At 63.6% G+C, this 18,930-nt stretch carries 13 protein-coding genes; all 13 read right to left on the reverse strand.

All coding sequences use genetic code 11. The features are described 5' to 3' along the window. Positions 1 to 98 precede the first annotated feature (98 nt). The 13 genes from QF039_RS10255 to QF039_RS10315 all read right to left on the reverse strand — a co-directional run bounded on the left by QF039_RS10255 (position 99) and on the right by QF039_RS10315 (position 18,918). On the reverse strand, positions 99 to 2,738 hold the full coding sequence (locus tag QF039_RS10255; protein ID WP_307517847.1) for an autotransporter outer membrane beta-barrel domain-containing protein: 2,640 nt from the start codon (positions 2,736 to 2,738) through the stop codon (positions 99 to 101). A 95-nt stretch (positions 2,739 to 2,833) separates the two neighbouring features. Next, the gene (locus QF039_RS10260; RefSeq protein ID WP_307517849.1) at positions 2,834 to 3,595 is read right to left on the reverse strand and encodes a PIG-L deacetylase family protein; all 762 of its coding nucleotides are present in this window, start codon (positions 3,593 to 3,595) and stop codon (positions 2,834 to 2,836) included. 187 nt (positions 3,596 to 3,782) lie between these two features. Next, positions 3,783 to 4,442: a glycosyltransferase family 2 protein gene (locus tag QF039_RS10265; RefSeq protein WP_003207526.1), complete on the reverse strand. Its 660-nt coding sequence runs from the start codon at positions 4,440 to 4,442 to the stop codon at positions 3,783 to 3,785. Continuing rightward, positions 4,439 to 5,038 (reverse strand): SAM-dependent methyltransferase, encoded by a 600-nt coding sequence (locus tag QF039_RS10270; protein WP_307517851.1) that lies wholly within the window; start codon positions 5,036 to 5,038, stop codon positions 4,439 to 4,441. The genes QF039_RS10265 and QF039_RS10270 overlap by 4 nt, the downstream gene beginning before the upstream one ends. Continuing rightward, entirely contained in the window at positions 5,035 to 5,793 is a 759-nt protein-coding gene (locus QF039_RS10275) for a PIG-L deacetylase family protein (RefSeq protein ID WP_087692378.1), read from the reverse strand. The genes QF039_RS10270 and QF039_RS10275 overlap by 4 nt, the downstream gene beginning before the upstream one ends. After that, complete coding sequence (locus QF039_RS10280; protein ID WP_307517854.1) at positions 5,790 to 6,788, reverse strand: acyl-CoA dehydrogenase family protein; 999 nt, start codon at positions 6,786 to 6,788, stop codon at positions 5,790 to 5,792. Before QF039_RS10280 ends, QF039_RS10275 begins: the two co-directional genes overlap by 4 nt. Position 6,789: 1 nt before the next feature. After that, positions 6,790 to 8,949, reverse strand: a complete 2,160-nt coding sequence (gene glgX, locus QF039_RS10285) for a glycogen debranching protein GlgX (RefSeq protein WP_003207536.1) — start codon at positions 8,947 to 8,949, stop codon at positions 6,790 to 6,792. A 123-nt stretch (positions 8,950 to 9,072) separates the two neighbouring features. Beyond that, entirely contained in the window at positions 9,073 to 9,339 is a 267-nt protein-coding gene (locus tag QF039_RS10290) for a DUF2934 domain-containing protein (RefSeq protein ID WP_307517856.1), read from the reverse strand. Positions 9,340 to 9,362: 23 nt separating this feature from the next. Then, positions 9,363 to 12,119 carry a malto-oligosyltrehalose synthase gene (locus tag QF039_RS10295; RefSeq protein WP_307517858.1) on the reverse strand — a complete coding sequence of 919 codons (2,757 nt, stop codon included), beginning with the start codon at positions 12,117 to 12,119 and terminating at the stop codon, positions 9,363 to 9,365. After that, complete coding sequence (gene malQ / locus QF039_RS10300; protein WP_307517860.1) at positions 12,116 to 14,200, reverse strand: 4-alpha-glucanotransferase; 2,085 nt, start codon at positions 14,198 to 14,200, stop codon at positions 12,116 to 12,118. Before malQ ends, QF039_RS10295 begins: the two co-directional genes overlap by 4 nt. Next, a complete protein-coding gene (treZ, locus tag QF039_RS10305) occupies positions 14,197 to 15,948 on the reverse strand; it encodes a malto-oligosyltrehalose trehalohydrolase (RefSeq protein WP_307517861.1) in 1,752 nt (583 codons plus the stop codon). The genes malQ and treZ overlap by 4 nt, the downstream gene beginning before the upstream one ends. 16 nt (positions 15,949 to 15,964) lie before the next feature. Beyond that, positions 15,965 to 17,524 carry a glycogen synthase GlgA gene (gene glgA, locus QF039_RS10310; protein WP_307517863.1) on the reverse strand — a complete coding sequence of 520 codons (1,560 nt, stop codon included), beginning with the start codon at positions 17,522 to 17,524 and terminating at the stop codon, positions 15,965 to 15,967. Between the two features lie 440 nt (positions 17,525 to 17,964). After that, positions 17,965 to 18,918, reverse strand: coding sequence for a D-2-hydroxyacid dehydrogenase family protein (locus QF039_RS10315; RefSeq protein ID WP_307517865.1), 954 nt, complete (start codon positions 18,916 to 18,918; stop codon positions 17,965 to 17,967). Positions 18,919 to 18,930: the final 12 nt, after the last annotated feature.

Here is an 18,930-nt window from a genome sequence, read left to right on the forward strand (position 1 = left end):
GGGCTTGCTCGCGAATGCGCAGTACCAGTGCCAGATTTTTTGGCTGACACACTGCATTCGCGAGCAAGCCCGCTCCCACAGTGGGGACGTGTTGTGGCTTAGAAGTCGACCCTTATGCCAATAGTGCCTTTGCGCCCATTCAGCTGATTACTGTCCAGATTGCTGTTGTACCCCACCTCGCCATACACACTGACCGTACTCGATACCTGCAGCGTTGCCCCGGTGCTGACGTCCAGCGTGGTGGATTTCTGTTCGGTGTTGATGTCCGTGCTGTCATTGAACGTGACAGTGTTATTCCCGGCGCTGGCGTGCCACACGTTGGTACGCACATAAGGCAGCAGGGGCATGCCGCTCACGCTGTAGCTGCCCTTGAGGCGGACACCGAGACGGGTGACGACGTTAGTGTCGGCGCGGAATGAGACATCCGAGATTCCGTCGTTCTGGCTGTCCACATAGCTTCTATCGACAATCACCTGGGCCTGCGGCTCAACCTCCCACTGTTCAGACACCGCAAACGGCATTCCCACCTCCATAGACCCCAGCACGTTGTGGCCCTTGGTTGGAAGTTTGACGCCCCGGTCGGACTCACTGTGGCCATCGAACCGCGTGCCCATCAGCACGACATCGATATAGGCGTGGTTGGCGCCGATGAGCGTCCAATACGCGCCCAGGCTGTCACCGCGCAGGGTGGTGTTGCCGGCGTCCTTGCCCTGAAAACCGCCATTGAAACCCGCCACATTGCCGGTCAGGCGGCTGTGGCCGACAAAGAAGCCGAAGCGTTGGGTCAGGCCAGCGTCGTTGGTCCAGGCATACAGGTCAGTGCCAACCTGGAAACCGGACAGGGAGCTGTCCAGCGACGGGCTGACGGTGCCGGCGAATGATTGCCGCGTGCTGCTGCCATACACCCGGCCCCAACCGGCCGCTAAAGCGCCAGGTTGACGTTGCAGGCTTTGGTCGCCCGTGCGTTCGTGGTAGGTGCCCAGCATGCCCTGGACCATCTGCTGCACGGCGGGAAACAACACGGCATATACCGGGACTTCCGGGCGATAGATCGGTATCGGGTCTTCGCCCGGGAAGATCCCCGGGAGCTCTGGCGTGCCATCGGCAGGAACGGGGGGCAAGATGCCCACCGGGTTTTCAGGATTACCGGGATTCCCAGGATTCCCAGGATTCCCGGGATTCCCGGGATTCTCAGGTTCGCCAGGGTTGGGTAGCGGCGGCGCCACCACTGAGGACCGCAGGAACCAGTTTTGCCCGGTGCCCGGCGTTACGCCTCCTTTGAACAGGTAGTACTCATAGGCGCCTGCGGAAACGGATCCACCGCGCAGGGTAAACGCCAGGTCGCTGCTCGTGGCACCGTTAAGCGCTTCAACCACCTGGATGCCGTTCTGCAGCGTCATGGCGCCGGGGCCGGCAAGGTTGGTGACGGTGATGGTAGTGCCGCCTTGCAGCGTGCCCTGGCTGACTACCAGCTTGTCACTGGCCGAGCCGTCGGCGCCGAGTACCGACTGCAGCGCGAGTTCGCCACCATTGCCGGTGTAGTTGCCGTTGACGGTCAGGCTGTCGGTGGCGCTGGAACTGCCGGTGGTCATGTCGATCAGGCCGCCGTTGTTCAGGTTGGCTTGTTGCCCGGCCGCGAAGGGGCTGATGCTGCCCTGTGTTACCTGCAGGGCGGCACTGCCAAAAATATTCAGGGTACCGGTGGCTGTAGCGCTGTCACCGAGCTTGAAGTCGCCGCCCAGGGTCAGGCGCGAATTGTTGTCCAGGTTGACGGTTTCCCAGTTGACATAGCGGGTTGGCGTGGCGGATCGGGTGTTGTCGAAGGTCAGGGTGTCGTTACCCAAACCACCGTCCAGAAGTGGTGTGGAGGCCAGGGTGGTTTCGGTCAGGTTGAGCAGGAAACCCCTGTCAGCGCCATCACCCATGAGGATTTCCTTATGGATCAGACCGCCGCCTTCCCAAGTGAACTCATCGTTGCCAAAGCTGGCGAGGATCTGCCCACTTATTTCCCCTCCGCTGACGTTGATGATGTCGTCGCCGCCGCTGACGCTGATGTTGCCACCAACCGTTCCTCCGGACACCAGGATGGTGTCGTTTCCGAAGCCAGTAACGAGGTTGCCGATGATCGCTCCACCCCGCAGGTCAAACAGGTTGTTGTCGAGCTTCATGTCGACCCGCCCGATGCTGCCACCGGTCATCAGCGCTACATCTCCATCTTCAAAAGCACCGACAATCCTGCCACTGCTCATGGTGAACTCGTCACGGCCGTCGCCCTGAGCCAGTGAGGCGACGGTGCCACCGCTCTGGAAGTACTGGTCTACCCCGTCACCCTGGGAGATTGCACCGGAGCTGCCGCCGCTGATTTGCGCAATATCACCGCCCGCGCCTTGCGTCACCGTGCCGGAGATATTGCCATTGAACAGCTGGAAAATATTTCTTCCGTCACCTTGATTGATCGCACCGTTGATCGCGCCGGAATCCATCGTGACCCGATCATCTCCCGCTCCATAAGTCACGTTGCCGACGATGATGCCGGTGCCGCCGACGGGGAACTCAAGGATGTTGCTTCCTTGTAAATCCGTCAGCGCGCCAGCACTGCCATCGCTGCACAGGGTGGTGTCGTTGCCTGCGGTTATGACCAGCGTACAGGCGGCGTGCGCGGGGAGGGGCCAATTGAGCAACAGCGTCGTCACGCTGCAGACGCTCAGATACGTCACTGATGAAAACCGCGTGCTCATGATTCGCCCTCCCTGCAAGCCGGTGTTCCAAGCTAGCCACACAGAGAGAGCGTTCGCTACTGTCAGAAGTTACAGGTATAGACGAGTGGGTGCGCCTACAAAAACACAATCTCATAGGGCTCGCGCATGCGCTCCAGCAGCACCTGTGCCAGGATCGGCGCCAGGCCGATTTCCGGGTCGCCTGCCAGTTGGCTGGCATAGGCGTGGGCGGCGTGCAGCTTGCGGGCGACGCTCCAGGTGTCGAGCCGCACCTTGCGCGCGCGCTGCCAGGGGATGGCGGCGGTTTCCCGAAGCGGCCAGTGCCACGCCCAGATCGGCAGTTCGTGCAAGCGCACGCCCTTGACTGCGCAGGCTTTGGCAGCGGCACGGCCGACGGCGTCGTGGTCGTCATTGCCGTCGTTGCGCCAGGTGGTGAACACCACGTCGCCGGGTTGCAGGTAGCGCGCAATGAACTGGCTCATTTGCTGTTCCCGCGCGGCCAGGGCGTTGTCGGCGAAACCGCCGCGTATCCATTTCAGGCTGTGCAGGGGCACGCCCAGGCGGCGCAGGGCTTCGACACTTTCCTGGGGCCGCACCACGCTCAAGCGTTTGGCCGGCCACACGGTAGACCCCGGATGGCTGGCGCTGCCGTCGGTGATGGAGATCAGTTGCAGGGAGTATTCAAGGGTGCAGAGCAATTGCAGCAGACCGCCGCAGGCGATCACTTCGTCGCCGGGATGCGGGGCGATGATCACCACGCGGGCGCCCTTGGGCACCAGGGTTGCGGGGTTGATGGCAGGGATTTGCGCGAGTTGCGGGGCGCTGTTCCAGATTTGCGCGGGGCCCCGGCGGTTGTCACTTAACAGTGCAGGCTTCATGGGTGTCACGTCCTTGTTTATCGGTGGTGCAGGCCGTACCCCGTTGACGGGACGGCTCTTGTGGTACGCGAGCGTCAGGTACTGCACGCTCGCGGCGCGACGGCGTTCCAACCCTGGATTGCCGTGCAAGGAATAGTGATGATAGTTATGAATCGCCGCTTTAACACCGCCGGGTGTCGCAATTTTTTCAGGAGGCCTGCATCAGGCTCTTCAGGTAATCACCGAAGCCGCCCTGGGCGCGACAATCCAGGCGGGCACTGGTAATCACCTGGGGCGAGTGGCTCCAGGCAATGGAAGCCCCGCAGCGCTCCAACTGGCGCACCAACTCCACGTCTTCATGGCAGGGCAGGGGCTCGAAACCGCCGGCCCGCACGTAGGCGCCGGCACTGACGCCCAGGTTGGCGCCGTGGATATGCCGATGCCCGTCCCGGGCGGTGTAGGCCTGGTGATAGCGGATCTGCGCCGCCGGGTCGAAGCCCTCGCTCCAGGCGTCCACCGTCACCGTGCCGCACACCGCATCCACGCCCAGGGCCAGTTGCGCCACCAGCCAATCGGGAGCGACGCGGCTGTCGGCGTCGGTGCAGGAAATCCAGCGCGCGCCGTTGTTAAGCAGGTGCCGCGCACCCACGCCGCGCACGTGGCCCACGTTTCGCGCCTGCACTTCCAGGCTGTGCACCTGGTATTCGCGGGCGATCATGGCGCTGCGGTCGCTGCAGCTGTCGAGCACTGTCAGAATCTGCACCTCTTCACCCAGCAGGCCCGGATGACTGGCGGCGACCATCGCAGCTTTCAGGCATTCGGGCAGCAGTTTTTCTTCGTTATGCACGGGTATCAGGATGCCGATCATCGCAGTCCCTCCAGGGTCGCAACCGTGGTGCCGTCGCGGCTCCACAAATCCAGTAGAAAATCGCTTTCGTGATGCTGCGCCAGATGCGGCATGCCCAGGCGCTGGCCGAGGCGCGCATGCACCTGTTCGGCGGTCTGCGGGCAGCCTTCGATGTTCGGGCGCCAGTGGCAGGCGAGGATTTGTCCATCAGGCGTCAGGGAGGCGAGGGCGCGATCGATCAGCCCATCGAAATCCTTCGGGTCCAGGTAGTAGCAAAGCTCGCTGAGCACGATCAGCTCGAAGGTATCGCTGGGCCATTGCTGCGGCAGGCGGCTCTGCTGCACGGTGGCATGGCTGAAACCCCGCAGCCGCGCCTGTGCCAGGCTGACCGCCGCTTGCGCCGTGTCACAGCAGAGCAGGCGGTCACAGCGCGGGGCCAGCTCGAAGCTCAGTTCGCCATTGGCGCAGCCGGGTTCAAAGATCGAGGCATAGCGCGGCCGGGTCAGCAGCGCCAGGGTCAGGGCTCGCTTGCGCTGTTCATACCAGCGTTGCCGAAAGGCCCAAGGGTCGTCGTTGCCGGCAAACAGCTCGTCGAAATAGGGCGTGGCGACACTCATACGAACACCACTTCAAAAGGTTGCAGCAGGCGCTCCAGCACATAGGGCGCGAGCACCGGCGGCAGGCCGATCTGCGGGTCGCCTTCCAACTGGCTGGCGAAGGCATGGATGGCGTGCCGTTTACGGGCCACGGCTTCAGGTGTCAGGGGGATTTTACGAGCGCGATCCCAGGGCACCTGGCTGTCTTCCGGGGTTGCCCAATGCCAGGTCCACACGGGCAGCTCGAGCAAGGTTGCGCCCACCGCCCGGGTCGCCTTGGCACTGGCACGGCCCACGGCCTCGTGGTCGCAATGGCCGTCTTCGCGCCAGGTGGTGAAGACCACGTCGCCGGGCTTGAGGTAACGCTCGATGAAGCGGCTCAGGTCTTCTTCACCTGCGGCGACCTGGCTGTCGCTGAACCCGGCCCGCAACCATTTCAGGCTGTGCAACGGCAACCCCAGCCGGTGCAGGGCCTGCGCCGACTCTTGCGGCCGCACCACGCTCAGGCGTTCCACCGGCCAGCGGCGTGAACCGGGATGACTGGCGCTGCCGTCGGTGACGGAGATCAGCAGGATAGGGCGATCCAGCGCGGCAAGGCCTTGCAACAGCCCGCCGCAGCCCAGGACTTCGTCATCCGGATGTGGCGCGATGATCACGGCGCGGCTGCCTTCAGGCACCAGTTCGGCAATGTCTACGCAAGGCAGCTCGGCCAGGCGCGACGAGCCTTGCCACACATGCAAGGGCGTGCCCTGGCCGACGATTGGATTGATCTTCATAGTTCCCATCTCCCTGGGCGCTCATCGGCGACTTGTTGACCAAGGGCGGCCAGGTCGCGCTCGGCGTGACTTTGCCGCAGGTACACCGGCAAGTCGGCCATCAACTGGGCAAAATGCGGGTCCTTGCAATACGGCCCGGCGCCCAGTGCGCGGCCGACATGGTGAATCACCTGGTCGACGGTTTCTTCGATACAGGCCCGTGCCTGTTGTGCCAACAGCCGGGCATCTGCCTTGGGCTGCCGGTCGATATGGGTGGCGCTGTCGCGCAGCACACAGGCCGCGCTGTGCAAGGCACTGTCGACGCTGCCAAGGTGCGCCAGGGCGTGGGGCTCCGGGCGTTTTGCGCACTGCTCGCGCAAGGCCTCCGCCAAGCGTTGTGCCGCGCCGTACCAGCAGGCGGCGATGCCGATGCCGCCTTGCCAGAAGCCCGGGCGCGCCAAATAGTCCCCAGGCTTGCCGATGGCCAGGCCAACGGCGTCGCTGAACAACACTTCAACACTGCCGGTAGCCGCCATGCCCACGGCGGCCCAGCCCTCATCGGTGACGGTTACGCCGGGCTGGTGCATTTGCACTGCAACCAGTTGCTGGCGATCCTCTTCATCCCACGCCGTGAGCAACCCGTGGCTGACCACCGCCGCGCCCGAGCACCAGGCCTTGCGGCCCTCCAGCCGCACACGTTGGCCGTCACGCCGGATCCGCACCTTGGCGGTGGGCGGCTCGGCCGCCCACATGCCCCACGTGCTGCCAACCGGCGGCAAGGGGCTGTCGAGTTCAGCGATGATCGCCAGGGCGTCCGTGTGGCCTTCAAACAACTTGCACAACCGCAGGTCATGGCCGGCGACTTGCGCCAGCCGGCTGAAGCGTTCCAACGTTTGCCCGCTGCCCGGCAAGGGCAACTGGTCCAGGCCTTCCTCCACCAAAGCCCTTAGCGCAGCGCCAAGGGCCTGGGTGTCCGGGTAATCCCGGTAGCCGCGAAGAAACTCATGCAAGGCCATGTCACACCTCGTCCTCATGCTGCAATTCAAACAGCAGCAGCGAACGCCCGGTGACCGCGTATTCGTGATCGAAATCGAAGCGTTCCTGGCCACGCACTGCCGGCTGGTTGGTGTCGAGCATGCAGGTCCAGAAGCCGCCATCCGGCACCGGTGGCAGGCGGAAATTGACCATGTCGTGGTGGGCATTGACCACCAGCAACAACGTGGCATCGGCCCCCGGGCGGCGAATCCCGGTTTCCTGGGCGCGGCCATCCATCAGCATGCCCAGGCAACGGCCATGGCTGTCCTGCCATTGCTCGATGGTCATTTCATCGCCGCTCGGCGCGAGCCAGGTGACGTCCTTGACCCCGATATCTTCGTTGTAGTCGCCCACCAGGAAGCGCCCGCGACGCAGGATCGGGTACGCCAGGCGCAACTTGATCAGGCGCTTGACGAACTTGAGCAGGGCCTTGCCGTCTTCATCCAGTTCCCAATTGATCCAGCCGATCTCACTGTCCTGGCAGTAGGCGTTGTTGTTGCCGTGCTGGGTCCGGGCGAACTCGTCACCGGCCACCAGCATTGGCGTGCCCTGGGCCAGCAGCAGGGTGGCGAAGAAATTGCGCATCTGGCGCAGGCGCAGCGCGTTGATTTCCGGGTCGTCGGTAGGGCCTTCGACACCGTGGTTCCACGACAGGTTGTTGTTGCTGCCGTCCTGGTTGTTCTCGTCGTTGGCTTCGTTGTGTTTGTCGTTGTAGGACACCAGGTCGTGCAGGGTGAAACCGTCGTGGGCGGTGATGAAGTTCACCGAGCTGTACGGCCGGCGGCCGCGCTGGTTGAACATCTCGCCCGAGGCGGTCATGCGTCCGGCGAAGTCGGCCAGTTGGCCGTCGTCACCTTTCCAGAACGAGCGCACGGTGTCGCGGAAACGGTCGTTCCATTCCACCCAGCCCGGCGGGAAACCGCCGACCTGATAGCCGCCGGGGCCACAGTCCCACGGCTCGGCAATCATTTTCACCTGGCGCAGCACCGGGTCCTGGCGGCAGGCCACGAGGAAGCTGTGGCGCTCGTCGAAACCGTCGCGGTAGCGGCCAAGGATGGTCGCCAGGTCGAAGCGGAAACCGTCGACATGCATCTCGGTCGCCCAGTAGCGCAACGAGTCGGTGACCATTTGCAGCACGCACGGGTGGCTCAGGTCGAGGGTGTTGCCGGTGCCGGAATCGTTGATGTAGAAGCGCTTGTCATCGGGCATCAGGCGGTAGTACGAGGCGTTGTCGATGCCGCGCATGGACAGCGTCGGGCCTTGCTCGTTGCCTTCGGCGGTGTGGTTGTAGACCACGTCCAGGATCACTTCCAGCTTGGCTTCGTGCAAGTGCGCGACCATTTCCTTGAACTCGGCGATCTTGCCGCTGGCCAGGTAGCGCGGGTCCGGGGCGAAGAAGGCGATGCTGTTGTAGCCCCAGTAGTTGGTCATGCCTTTTTGCAGCAGGTGCTGGTCGTTGACGAAGGCGTGCACCGGCAGCAATTCGACCGATGACACACCCAACTGGCGAATGTGCTTGAGCACATCGTCGACCATCAGCCCGGCGCAGGTGCCGCGCACTTCCTCAGGCACCGAAGGGTGGCGCATGGTGATGCCGCGCAGGTGGGTTTCATAAATGATCGTGCGATCCCACGGCGTGCGCACTGGCTGGTCGTTGCCCCAGGTGTGGGCCGGGTCGATGACTTTACACTTGGGCACGAAGGGCGCGCTGTCGCGTTCGTCGAAACTGAGGTCGGCGTCCGGATGGCCGATGGTGTAGCCAAACAGGGCCTCGGACCATTTGAGCTCGCCCACCAGCTGTTTGGCGTAGGGGTCGATCAGCAATTTGTTGTGGTTGAAGCGATGACCGTTGGCCGGGTCATAGGGACCGTACACGCGGTAGCCGTAGATCAGCCCAGGGTGGGCGTCGGGCAGGTAGCCGTGGAAGGTCTCGTCGGTGTATTCCGGCAGTTCGATGCGCTCCAGCTCGACTTCGCCGCTGTCGTCGAAGATGCACAGTTCGACTTTGGTGGCGTTGGCCGAGAACAGCGCAAAGTTGACCCCCAGACCGTCCCAGGTCGCGCCGAGAGGGAAGGGCAAACCTTCACGAATCCGCGACGGCTCGTTTTCCGGCGTCGAGTTGGGCTTGTTGGGTTTGCTCATTGAGATGCTCCTGCAAAAGGGTTTTTCCGGGCCGAACGGGGCCATTCCGGCGTGATGCCGGGTAGATATCGGTAGTTGGATAGCCTCCTGCGGTGCGGGCGCACCTGCAGGAGGATCTTTGGGTCAGGGGGCCTTGGGCTTCTTCGCAGCAGGCTTCTTCGCCGCCGGCACTGCGCTCGGCTTGGCTGCCGGTTTCGGCGCTGCCGTTGCGGGCTTGGCTTTTGGCTTGGCCTTGGCGGCGGCCTTCGGTGCCTTGGATGGCGTCAGCGCTTCGGCTTCCGCCAGTTTGCGCGCCATTTCCCAGTGTCGTGCGTCCTCGCCATGGGGTTTACCTTCAGATTCCCAGATCTGATGTGCCAATTCGCGGATGCGTTTGTCTTCAGTACTCATCGCAATGCTCCTCACAGAAAATTTCAGCTTTCTTGATCATCAGGATTGATAAAGACATTGACCGGGAAATCCCCCAGGGCAGCGCTGATCATGAGCTCCTTGTTTGGTGTGACTGCGCCTGTTCGGAAAAGTCCCTTCCAATTTTGGGTTGGAGCGGCGAACGGTAATCGGACCCGGGTATCGCCCCAAATCTGCGCGTTGATCAGGGGGTACACACCGTTTTCAAGCAGCCGGTGAGGCCAGCGTGGCACCACCACCAGCAGCTGTTTGCCCTGGTATTCGCGGTAGAAAGCGACCACCCGCTCGGCGTGTTCGCCCACCACTTCCAGAGGCTCGTACGTGCCCTGGCGAAACAGTTGCGGATGCGCCTTGCGCAACCCCAGGACCTGGCTGATCAACGCCTGTTTTATACGCCCGTCATGCCAGTTGAACATCAGCTCGCCGATGTCCGGCGGCGTGTGCAGCCCCTGTCGCCGTGCGGGGTAGTCCACCGGGCGGCGGTTGTCAGGGTCTACCAATGTGAAGTCCCAGAACTCATCGCCCTGGTACAGGTCCGGCACGCCCGGCACGGTGAGGCGAAGCAAGGATTGCGCCAGCCCGTTGAGCGCGCCGGCCGGGGCGATGGCCTGGGCGGCCTCGCCGATGGCATCGCGCAGGGTCTTGCCGGCGTCCTCCAGCAGCAGCCGTGACAGGAACGCTTCGACACCTTGTTCGTACAACTCGTTGGGTGCGCTCCAGCTGCTGTTGAGCTTGGCTTCACGCAGGGCTTTCTGCTGCCACTGCCACAGGCGCTGGTGATAGTCCGCCAGGCCCTCGGTATCGCCGCGGTGCAGGTCCAGCGGCCAACTGCCCAGCAGCACCTGATAGAGGATCAGTTCGTCACCCGCGGACGGCGTGTTGGCATCGCTGCGCAGGCGGGCGGCGAGGGGGCGCCATTGCTCCACCTGCTCGGCATACCAGTCGGCGGCCTCGCTGAGCACCGCCAGGCGCGCACGGGTATCTTCGCCGCGCTTGTGGTCGTGGGTGGCGGTGGCCAGCAGGTTGTCGGGGAAGGTGCGCAGTCGTTGCTGGTTGACCGCGTGGAAGTCTTCCAGCGGGGCGCTGAATTGTTCGGTGCTGAAACCCACGTCATTGCGCGACAACAACACACCCGAGCGGTAGAACGCAGTGTCTTCCACGGCCTTGGCCGCCGCCGGCGAGGTCAGTTGCTGGAAGCGTACGCAGGCGTGCTTGAGCATCTTGCGTTTGCGGCCCAGGGGGCGGTCGCGCCAGGGTTGGCCGCCGAGCCATTTTTCCAGGTAGTCGAGCACCGGCCAGTCGCCTTCGCTCAAGGTGCTGCGGGCACCGGCCAGGGCTTGCAGGAAAAACACGTCATCCAGTTCGCTGCGGCCCCGGGCGCTGATGTAGGTGCGGTACACCGGGAAATGCACGATCAGTTCCTGCAACGCGCGGCGAATTGCACCCAGGGTCAGGTCGCGGCTCATCACATCGTCCCGGGCCACTTGCAGCAGGGCCTGGGCCACACTTTCAAAATCCCCGGCCAGGGAACCGTTGAGGATCTGCTGCCGGGCCAGCCAGGCTTCTTCGATAAATGAAGACGGGCGCTCGGTGTGGCGGGTCCATAACTCGGCCAGGGGTTCGAAGCCCTTCGGGTCATGTTGCAGCAATGACAGCTGGTTCATGAATTCGTAGCCGGTGGTGCCGTCCACGCGCCAGTCTTCACGCAAGGTTTCGCCTTCGCCGAGGATCTTCTCGACGAAGATCGGCAAGTGCCGCCCACTCGCCAGCGAGTCCACCCGGCGGCGCAGCTTGCGGCAGTAACCGCGCGGGTCGGCGAGGCCGTCGATGTGGTCGATGCGCAGGCCGTCGATCAGGCCTTCGCTGATCAGCTGGAAGATCTTGCCGTGGGTCGCTTCGAACACCGCGCTGCGTTCAACCCGCAGGCCGCCCAGCTCGTTGACGTCGAAGAACCGCCGCCAGTTGATATCGTCCGCTGCCGTGCGCCAGCTGGCCAGGCGATAGCTTTGTTGTTCCAGCAGGTGGTGCAGGCGGGCGAAACCTTCGGGCTGGCGGGCGTCGTAGAGGTCGAGGTTCGCTTCGATGGCCTTCAGGGTTTCGGGGTCGCGGGCGGCCTCGATCAGTTCCTGTTTCAGCGCGGCGGCCTGGGGATAGGCGTCCGGCTGGTAGGCCAGGCTGCTGAAGCGATCGGCCAGTGACTTGACGGGCACCAGCTCGCCATATTCCCGCGGGCAGATCGGGAAGCGATGTTCGTAATGCTCGACGTAGAAGCTGCCGTGCTGCGGGTCGAAGCGCAGCGGCAGGGCACCCGACTGCAGGGCTTCGCCGTAGTCGCTGCCAAGGAACGGCATCAGCAGTTGGCCCTTGAGCAGCGGGTCTGGCGAGTGCCATTGAATGTCGAAGAATTCGCTGTAGGGACTCAGGCGACCCCATTCCAGCAAGTCCAGCCACCACAGATTATCGGCACCGCCGACGGCCATGTGGTTGGACACGATATCGAGGATCAGCCCCATGTCATGTTCGCGCAATGCCGCAACCAATCGCCGCAGCGCCGGTTCGCCGCCCAGCTCGGGATTGACGGTGGTGGGATCGACCACGTCATAGCCGTGCATCGAACCGGCGCGGGCGCTCAGCAATGGCGAGGCGTAGAGGTGGCTGATGCCCAGCTCGGCGAAGTACGGCACCAGCGGCACGGCGTCGTCGAGGGTGAAGCCCTTATGAAATTGCAGGCGCTGGGTAGCCCGAAGCGTCAATGCTTTCATCGGTCACGCTCTTGGGCCTGGATGCGCGCCACGGCCAGCAACTCAAGGCGGCGGGCGGCGTTTTCATCATCGAGCAGGGTGGCGGCATCGCCCGGCAGGCGGCGGCGCCAGTTCGGGTGGGTGTCGGTGGTGCCGGGCAGGTTGGATTGTTCCTCGACCCCCAGGGCGTCCTCCAGCGGCAACAATACCAAGGGTGCGCGGGTGTGGCCCAGGTAGCGCACGCTGGCGTCGATGACGTGGTCGGTTTCGTTGCGCACTTCGTCGATGAAGTTCTGCGGGTCCTGGCTCAAGGCCTGGCGCAGTGCCTGGCGTTCCCGCAGGCGGTGTTCGCTCCATTGCTCGACGGTGGGTGCATCGATCAGGCCCAGTTGGACATTCCAGTCGATATCGCGGCTGTGCCACCAACCGTTGAGGGTCGGCAGGTCGTGGGTGCTGGTGGTGGCCAGCGCGTTGTCCGGCCAATCGAGGATGGGCTTGAACTGGCCGCCGTGGTCTTGTTCGAACAGCAGCACGCGCATCCCAAGGATCGAGCGCGCGATGAGTTTTTCCCGCAGGCCGTCGGGTACGGTGCCGAGGTCTTCACCGAGGACGATCGCCTGGTGGCGGCTCGACTCCAGGGCCAACAGCCGCAGCAGGTCATCCACCGGGTAATACAGGTAGGCGCCGTCCCGTGGCGAGGCGTCCATCGGGATCACCCACAGGCGTTGCAGGCCCATCACATGGTCGATGCGCAAGCCGCCGGCGTGGGCGAAGTTGGCCCGCAGCATTTCGATAAACGCGCGAAAGCCGTTGCGCTTGAGGCCTTCGGGGGAAAACGCGGAAATACCCCAGCCCTGGCCGGCACGGTTGAGGATGTCAGGTGGCGCACCCACGGTCAGTTCCGCCAACAGTTCATCCTGGCGGCTCCAGGCCTGGCTGCCGCCGCCGTCGGCGCCCACTGCGAGGTCGGCGATCAGGCCGACACCCATGCCGCTGCCGCGCGCCGCTTGTTGGGCGCGTTCCAGGCAACGGGCAATCAGCCATTGGCTGAAGGCGTAAAAGCCGATTTCGTCCCGATTGGCTTCGGCAAACTGCACCAGGGCCGGGCTTTGCGGGCTGTGCCAGTCCTCTGGCCAGTGGCGCCAGTCGAGGCTCTCGCCGTTGGCCGCGCGTTCGGCTTGCACGGCTTCGAAGCGGCAGTGGTTTTCCAGGGCTTCACCGCCAGCCTGGCGGAAGCTCAGGAAGTCGGCATGTTGCGGGTGGTCGCCCTGGCGGAAGTCGTCATACAGAGTGCGCAACAGGCGCTGCTTGGCTTTGGCCGCGGCCGGCCAGTCGATCAGGCTTTGTTGCTCAAGGTCATACAATTCGTCGGCCAGCCCGCTGGCTTCGATGGCACTTTGCACCGCACGTTCGCCGAGTATGCAGCCGGGGGAGGCGTACAAACTGTTGAGGAACAGGCGGCTGGACGGGGAATAGGGGCTGAAGCGCTCGGTGTCGGCGCTGAACATCGCGTGCATCGGGCTGATGGCCAGGGCGTCGGCGCCGCGTTCGGCGGCGGCGCGGGCCAGTTGTTCCAGGGCCTGGGTATCGCCAAAGCCGCCGTCGCCGCTGCGGCGCAGGGAATACAGTTGGGCGCTCAGGCCCCAGGCGCGGGCGGTCTGGGTGTCGACCGCTTCTGCAACGGTGTAGCAATGCGTCGGTGCCACGGCCAGGGTGAAATGCTGGTCGGCAATATGCACTTGTTGGTAGCCGACCGGAATCGAGCCGGGCAACACCGCGTTATCGTCCAGGCTCAGGTCCAGCACGCTGGAATCTTCGAGGTGAATCTGGCACGGCGTACCGGGGGCGAAGTAGCGCGCCAGGTCCAGGCCGGCGCCGCTGTCGACGGTCATCAGGGGCGGCAGGTGCTTGTCTTGTTGCACGCGTTCGAGGTCCAGCAGGCTGGCTTCGATCTCGGCGTCGCTGTCGGCCGGGTGGCCCAGGCCTTTGAGCACGGCGCGCAGGGCGTCGGGCTTTACATGTTGCGGGCGGCCATTCGCGTCGATCCAATCGACGGCCAGGCCCGCTCGGCTGGCGAGTATTTCCAATTGCGCGTCGCTCAAGGGTGCTCTCCAACAGGGGAATGGGTGAGGCTGACGCGGGCGCTGAGGGGAGCCAATTGTTCGGCCCCGCTGGCCTGCGTCACAAATAGGAGGTGCTCGGCAGCCGGGTAGTTCAGAGAATCGGCGCTCAGGTTGAGGTCGATCTGCAACAGGCTGCCATTGCCCAGGCGCCAGCGCGCCGTGACCGCGCCCTCCGCTAGCACGTGCGCACCCAGGGCCATGCTGCCGGGCAGGTGCGGCACGATATGTTGGTGGCGCAGGCTCAACAGGTGCCGGTAGAGCTGCGAGTCGCCGCAGTCGGCGAGGGCGGGTGCCGAGCGGCGGAAGGTCTGCAGGGAGTTGGGGTCGGGAATGCGTTCGCGGCGTTCGGGGTCGCTGAACGCGGCGAAGTCGGCAAACTCATTGCGCCGGCCTTCACGTACCGCCTCGGCCAGTTCGCCGTGATGGTCGGTGAAGAACAGGAACGGCTCCTCGGCGTTGACTTCATCGCCCATGAACATCAGCGGGATCATCGGCGACATCAGCAGCAAGGTCGTCGCGGCGCTCAGGGCCTGGGGCGAACACAGTTGATGCAGGCGTTCGCCCAGGGCGCGGTTGCCGATCTGGTCGTGGTTCTGCAGGAACAGCACAAAGGCGCTGGGCGGCAGGTGCCCGCTAGGCTCGCCGCGCGTGTGGCCGTGGCGCGTGGTGTGGCCCTGGTAGATAAATCCTTCGCTCAGGCAGCGCGCCAGTTTTCCCGTGGGGTCCTGGGCGAAATCGCTGTAGTAGGCGTCGGTTTCGCCGGTGAGCAGCACGTGCAGGGCGTTGTGGCCGTCATCGTTCCACTGGGCGTCGAAACCGCTTTCCAGCAGGCTGGCCTGGTTGAATTCGTTTTCCAGCACCAGCCACACATGCCGCCCCGTGTCGACTTGCTGGCGTACTTTTTGCGCCAGCTCCTGCAGAAATTCGGGATCGTTGATGGCGTGCACGGCGTCCAGGCGCAGGCCGTCGAAGCGGTATTCCAGCAGCCACATCAGGGCGTTGTCGATGAAGAAATCCCGGACCTCCCGGCGATCAAAGTCGATGCCGGCGCCCCAGGGCGTGTGCACGTCTTCGCGAAAGAAACCCTTGGCGTAGGTGCCGAGGTAGTTGCCGTCGGGGCCGAAGTGGTTGTAGACCACATCGAGGATTACCGCGAGGCCATGGTGGTGCGCACTGTCGATCAGCTGTTTGAGCTGCTCGGGCGAACCGTAGGAGGATTGGGGAGCGTAGGGCAGGACACCGTCGTAACCCCAGTTGCGTTCGCCGGGGAATTGCGCGATGGGCATCAGCTCAATGGCGGTGACCCCCAGTTCGGCGAGGCGCGGCAGTTGTTTCTCGACCTCGGCGTAGCCCCCCAGTACGCCCACGTGTATCTCGTAGATCACCGCTTCGTGCCACGGCCGGCCTTGCCAGTGGCTTTGGCGCCACTGATAGGCCAGGGGGTCGACCACCACGCTGAAGCCGTGAACGTCCGTGGCCTGTGCCCGGGAAGCCGGGTCGGGAACGTCCTGTTCGCCGTCGATGTTGTAGCGGTAGCGGGTGCCCGGCGGGCATTGCAGCTGCACCACAAACCAGCCATCGGCCTGGGGCAGCATCGCTACCGATTTTCCTTCCTCAAATTCAACGCTGACATAAAACGCGTCTGGCGCCCATAACGCGAAGCGGGTGTGTTCCGCATCCAGCATGATCGCGCCGTGGGGCCAGGTTTCCAGAGTCCGTGACGGCATCTATGAAGACCTCTTTTTACTGTTTCCCCGATCTTCCCAGCGCTTTCGCTACCAGTTGCTCATAAAGTTCGGCATAGGGTTCCACTGCCTGGCACCAGTTGAACGGTGCGGCCATAGCCCGGCAACGCATGGCGTTGAGCAAGCCTGGGAAGGCGAAGACCTTGAACGCGCGGCTCAGGGCCGCTTCGTAGCTTTCGACAGTGGATTCGTTGAACAGGAAGCCGGTGACGCCATCCTCAATGGTGTCGGCCAGGCCGCCGGTGTTGCGTGCAACCGGCAACGAGCCGAAGCGCTGGGCATACATCTGGCTCAGGCCGCAGGGTTCGTAACGGGATGGCATCAACAGGAAGTCGCTGCCGGCGAACATGCGGCGCGCGTCGGTCTCGTTGAAGCCGATGCGCACGCCGATCTGGCCGGGAAAGCGCAGGGCCAGGGCACGCATGGCTTGTTCTTCTTCCGGCTCACCACGGCCGATGATCGCGATCTGGCCGCCATTTTCAACGATGAAACTGGCGACCGCTTCGGTCAGGTCCAGGCCTTTCTGGTAGACGAGGCGCGATACCACGGCGAACAGCGGGCCGGTGGAGTCGTGCAAGCCAAACAGGTTGCGCACATGGGCGGCGTTCAGGGCTTTGCCTTCCCAGTCACCAATGTTGAAAGGGTGGGTCAGGTGCGGGTCGGTGGACGACTCCCAGCTTTCATCAATGCCGTTGGGAATGCCGCTGAGCAAGCCTTGCTGGGTCTTGCTGGCGAGAAAGCCATCCAGACCGCAGCCAAATTCGGGGGTGGTGATTTCCTGGGCGTAGGTGGCGCTGACCGTGGTGATATGGCTGGAATACGCCATTCCGGCCTTCAGGAATGACAGCTTGCCGTAGAACTCCATGCCTTCTTGCTGCAAGGCGTGTTCGGGAATGCCCAGCTCCGGGCACGAGGCCAGGCTGACCACGCCCTGGTAGGCGAGGTTATGAATGGTGAACAGCGTTGGAGTGCGTGACCCACGCCAGTGCATATAGGCTGGCGCCAGGCCTGCTGGCCAGTCATGGGCGTGCACCAGGTCCGGGCACCAGTGGATCTGCGCCAGGTTGGCGGCAATATCGGCGGCGGCCAGGCCCAGGCGGGCGAAGCGGATATGGTTGTCGGGCCAGTCACGGCCGTTGTTGGCGCCGTAGGGCGTGCCTTCGCGCTCATAGAGCTCGGGGCAGATCAGCACGTAGATGACCAGGCCGTCCTTGAGGTCCATGCGTCCGATCTTGCACGGCGGCAGCGCAGCGTGGCCGCCCAGCTCGCCGATGATATGGATGGGGTTGTCGCTTTCCAGCACCTGCGGGTAGCCGGGGATCAGCACGCGCACATCGTGCAGGTGCGCCATGGCGCGGGGCAGGGCGGCGGACACATCACCCAGGCCGCCGGTTTTCACCAGGTCAGCAATTTCGGAAGTGACAAACAGCACTTTTTTGCGATTGGGATTCACACGTGGGACCGGCCGCGCCGTGTTGGGAAGGTCGGCCAATGAGGTCGGCCCGCCAACCGGCTGACTAAAACGCTCTCCCTGAGTATCTACAGCGGCACTGATCATAGTTCTCTCCCGAGTTCTGGTCGGCTGATGGCATATGGCAATCAGCGAAGGTTGACCGCGTCCTGCGGCCAGGCGCACAAGCGCTACACAGACTGGCAAGCCTTATGCCAGTTGTGCTGGAGTCTTAAATAGAGTGGATGGACGGGCGTTCGGTATGAACCGTCAGCACTCGCCTTACCTTAAACCTGACCTGTGGCAGAGTTGGAAAGTTTCGATTTTTTGCGGGGTTTTTGTTTTGGATCGGACCCATCGGTCATGAGTCTAGGACAGATCCCAGAGCCTGTGGGGTCTGTGGGGTATTTTTGTAGGACAAATTTTTTTCATGAGCCCCGTAGCAGCTGTCGAGCGCGCTCCGGTTCAGGATCGGCAGTGCGCCCGACGCAGCCTCGCTGGGGCTTGACAGCTGCTACGCGGGGGGAGTGGGAGGTGAAATGTGTGCACTAGCTTAGTGCGCGAAGGGGCACTCCTTTGGCCCAGGCCTGGATGTCTTCGATCATCTGCTGGTAGAACTGGCGGTAGTTCTGCTCGCTGACATAACCGACATGCGGCGTTGCCAGTACATTGGGCAGTTGTCGGAACGCATGCCCGGCTGGCAGCGGCTCCTGGGCATACACGTCCAGTGCCGCGCCCGCCAGCCGGCCATTGGCCAGGGCGTCAATCAAGGCGGCTTCGTCGACAATCGGCCCGCGTGCCGTATTCACCAGATGCGCCGTAGGTTTCATCCAGCCCAACGCTTCGGCGTCCACCAGCCCGCGGCTGCGGTCGCTGAGCACCAGGTGAATCGACAACACGTCCGCCTGTTCAAACAACTCGCGCTTGCTGACCCAGGTCACGCCGCTTTCGGCAGCGCACTCTGGGGTAAGGTTTTCGCTCCAGGCAATCACGCGCATGCCGAAGGCCTGGCCAAATTTGGCGACCTTCTGGCCAATGCTGCCCAGCCCGAGAATCCCCAGGGTCTTGCCGTACAAATCGCCGCCCAGGCCCACTTGCCAACCCCCGGCGCGCAGGGAATTGGCTTCGGCCAGCAGGTTGCGGGTAGACGCCATGATCAGCGCCCAGGTCAGTTCCGGGGCTGCGTGCTTGTAACTGTCAGTGCCGCCTACCTGGATACCCAGGGCCTTGGCCGCAGGAATGTCGATGGCGGCGTTGCGCATGCCGCCGGTCACCAGCAACTTGAGCCTGGGCAAGCCTTGCAACAGAGCCCGGTCGAAGGTGGTGCGTTCGCGCATCATGCAGATCACCTCAAACCCCTGCAAACGCTCGATCAACGTGGCGGTGTCCGCCGGGTAATCGTGGAGGAAGTGCACCTGGCCGACCGACGCCAGGACTGACCAGTCCACCACGCCACTGGCCACATTCTGCCAATCATCAATCACTGCGATCTGTACCGACATTCACGCATGCCT

Origin of the sequence: Pseudomonas sp. W2I6 (genome assembly GCF_030815935.1) — a bacterium.
In the GTDB taxonomy this organism is placed as follows: Bacteria; Pseudomonadota; Gammaproteobacteria; order Pseudomonadales; family Pseudomonadaceae; genus Aquipseudomonas.

What these genes read in the sequence shown, in the direction of transcription:
- QF039_RS10295 (WP_307517858.1), bottom strand. Translation starts at nt 12,119, where the DNA reads ATGAAAGCATTGACGCTTCGGGCTACCCAGCGCCTGCAATTTCATAAG.
- QF039_RS10270 (WP_307517851.1), bottom strand. Translation starts at nt 5,038, where the DNA reads ATGAGTGTCGCCACGCCCTATTTCGACGAGCTGTTTGCCGGCAACGAC.
- treZ (WP_307517861.1), bottom strand. Translation starts at nt 15,948, where the DNA reads ATGCCGTCACGGACTCTGGAAACCTGGCCCCACGGCGCGATCATGCTG.
- QF039_RS10265 (WP_003207526.1), bottom strand. Translation starts at nt 4,442, where the DNA reads ATGATCGGCATCCTGATACCCGTGCATAACGAAGAAAAACTGCTGCCC.
- glgX (WP_003207536.1), bottom strand. Translation starts at nt 8,949, where the DNA reads ATGAGCAAACCCAACAAGCCCAACTCGACGCCGGAAAACGAGCCGTCG.
- QF039_RS10275 (WP_087692378.1), bottom strand. Translation starts at nt 5,793, where the DNA reads ATGAAGATCAATCCAATCGTCGGCCAGGGCACGCCCTTGCATGTGTGG.
- QF039_RS10315 (WP_307517865.1), bottom strand. Translation starts at nt 18,918, where the DNA reads ATGTCGGTACAGATCGCAGTGATTGATGATTGGCAGAATGTGGCCAGT.
- QF039_RS10255 (WP_307517847.1), bottom strand. Translation starts at nt 2,738, where the DNA reads ATGAGCACGCGGTTTTCATCAGTGACGTATCTGAGCGTCTGCAGCGTG.
- QF039_RS10280 (WP_307517854.1), bottom strand. Translation starts at nt 6,788, where the DNA reads ATGGCCTTGCATGAGTTTCTTCGCGGCTACCGGGATTACCCGGACACC.
- QF039_RS10290 (WP_307517856.1), bottom strand. Translation starts at nt 9,339, where the DNA reads ATGAGTACTGAAGACAAACGCATCCGCGAATTGGCACATCAGATCTGG.
- glgA (WP_307517863.1), bottom strand. Translation starts at nt 17,524, where the DNA reads ATGATCAGTGCCGCTGTAGATACTCAGGGAGAGCGTTTTAGTCAGCCG.
- QF039_RS10260 (WP_307517849.1), bottom strand. Translation starts at nt 3,595, where the DNA reads ATGAAGCCTGCACTGTTAAGTGACAACCGCCGGGGCCCCGCGCAAATC.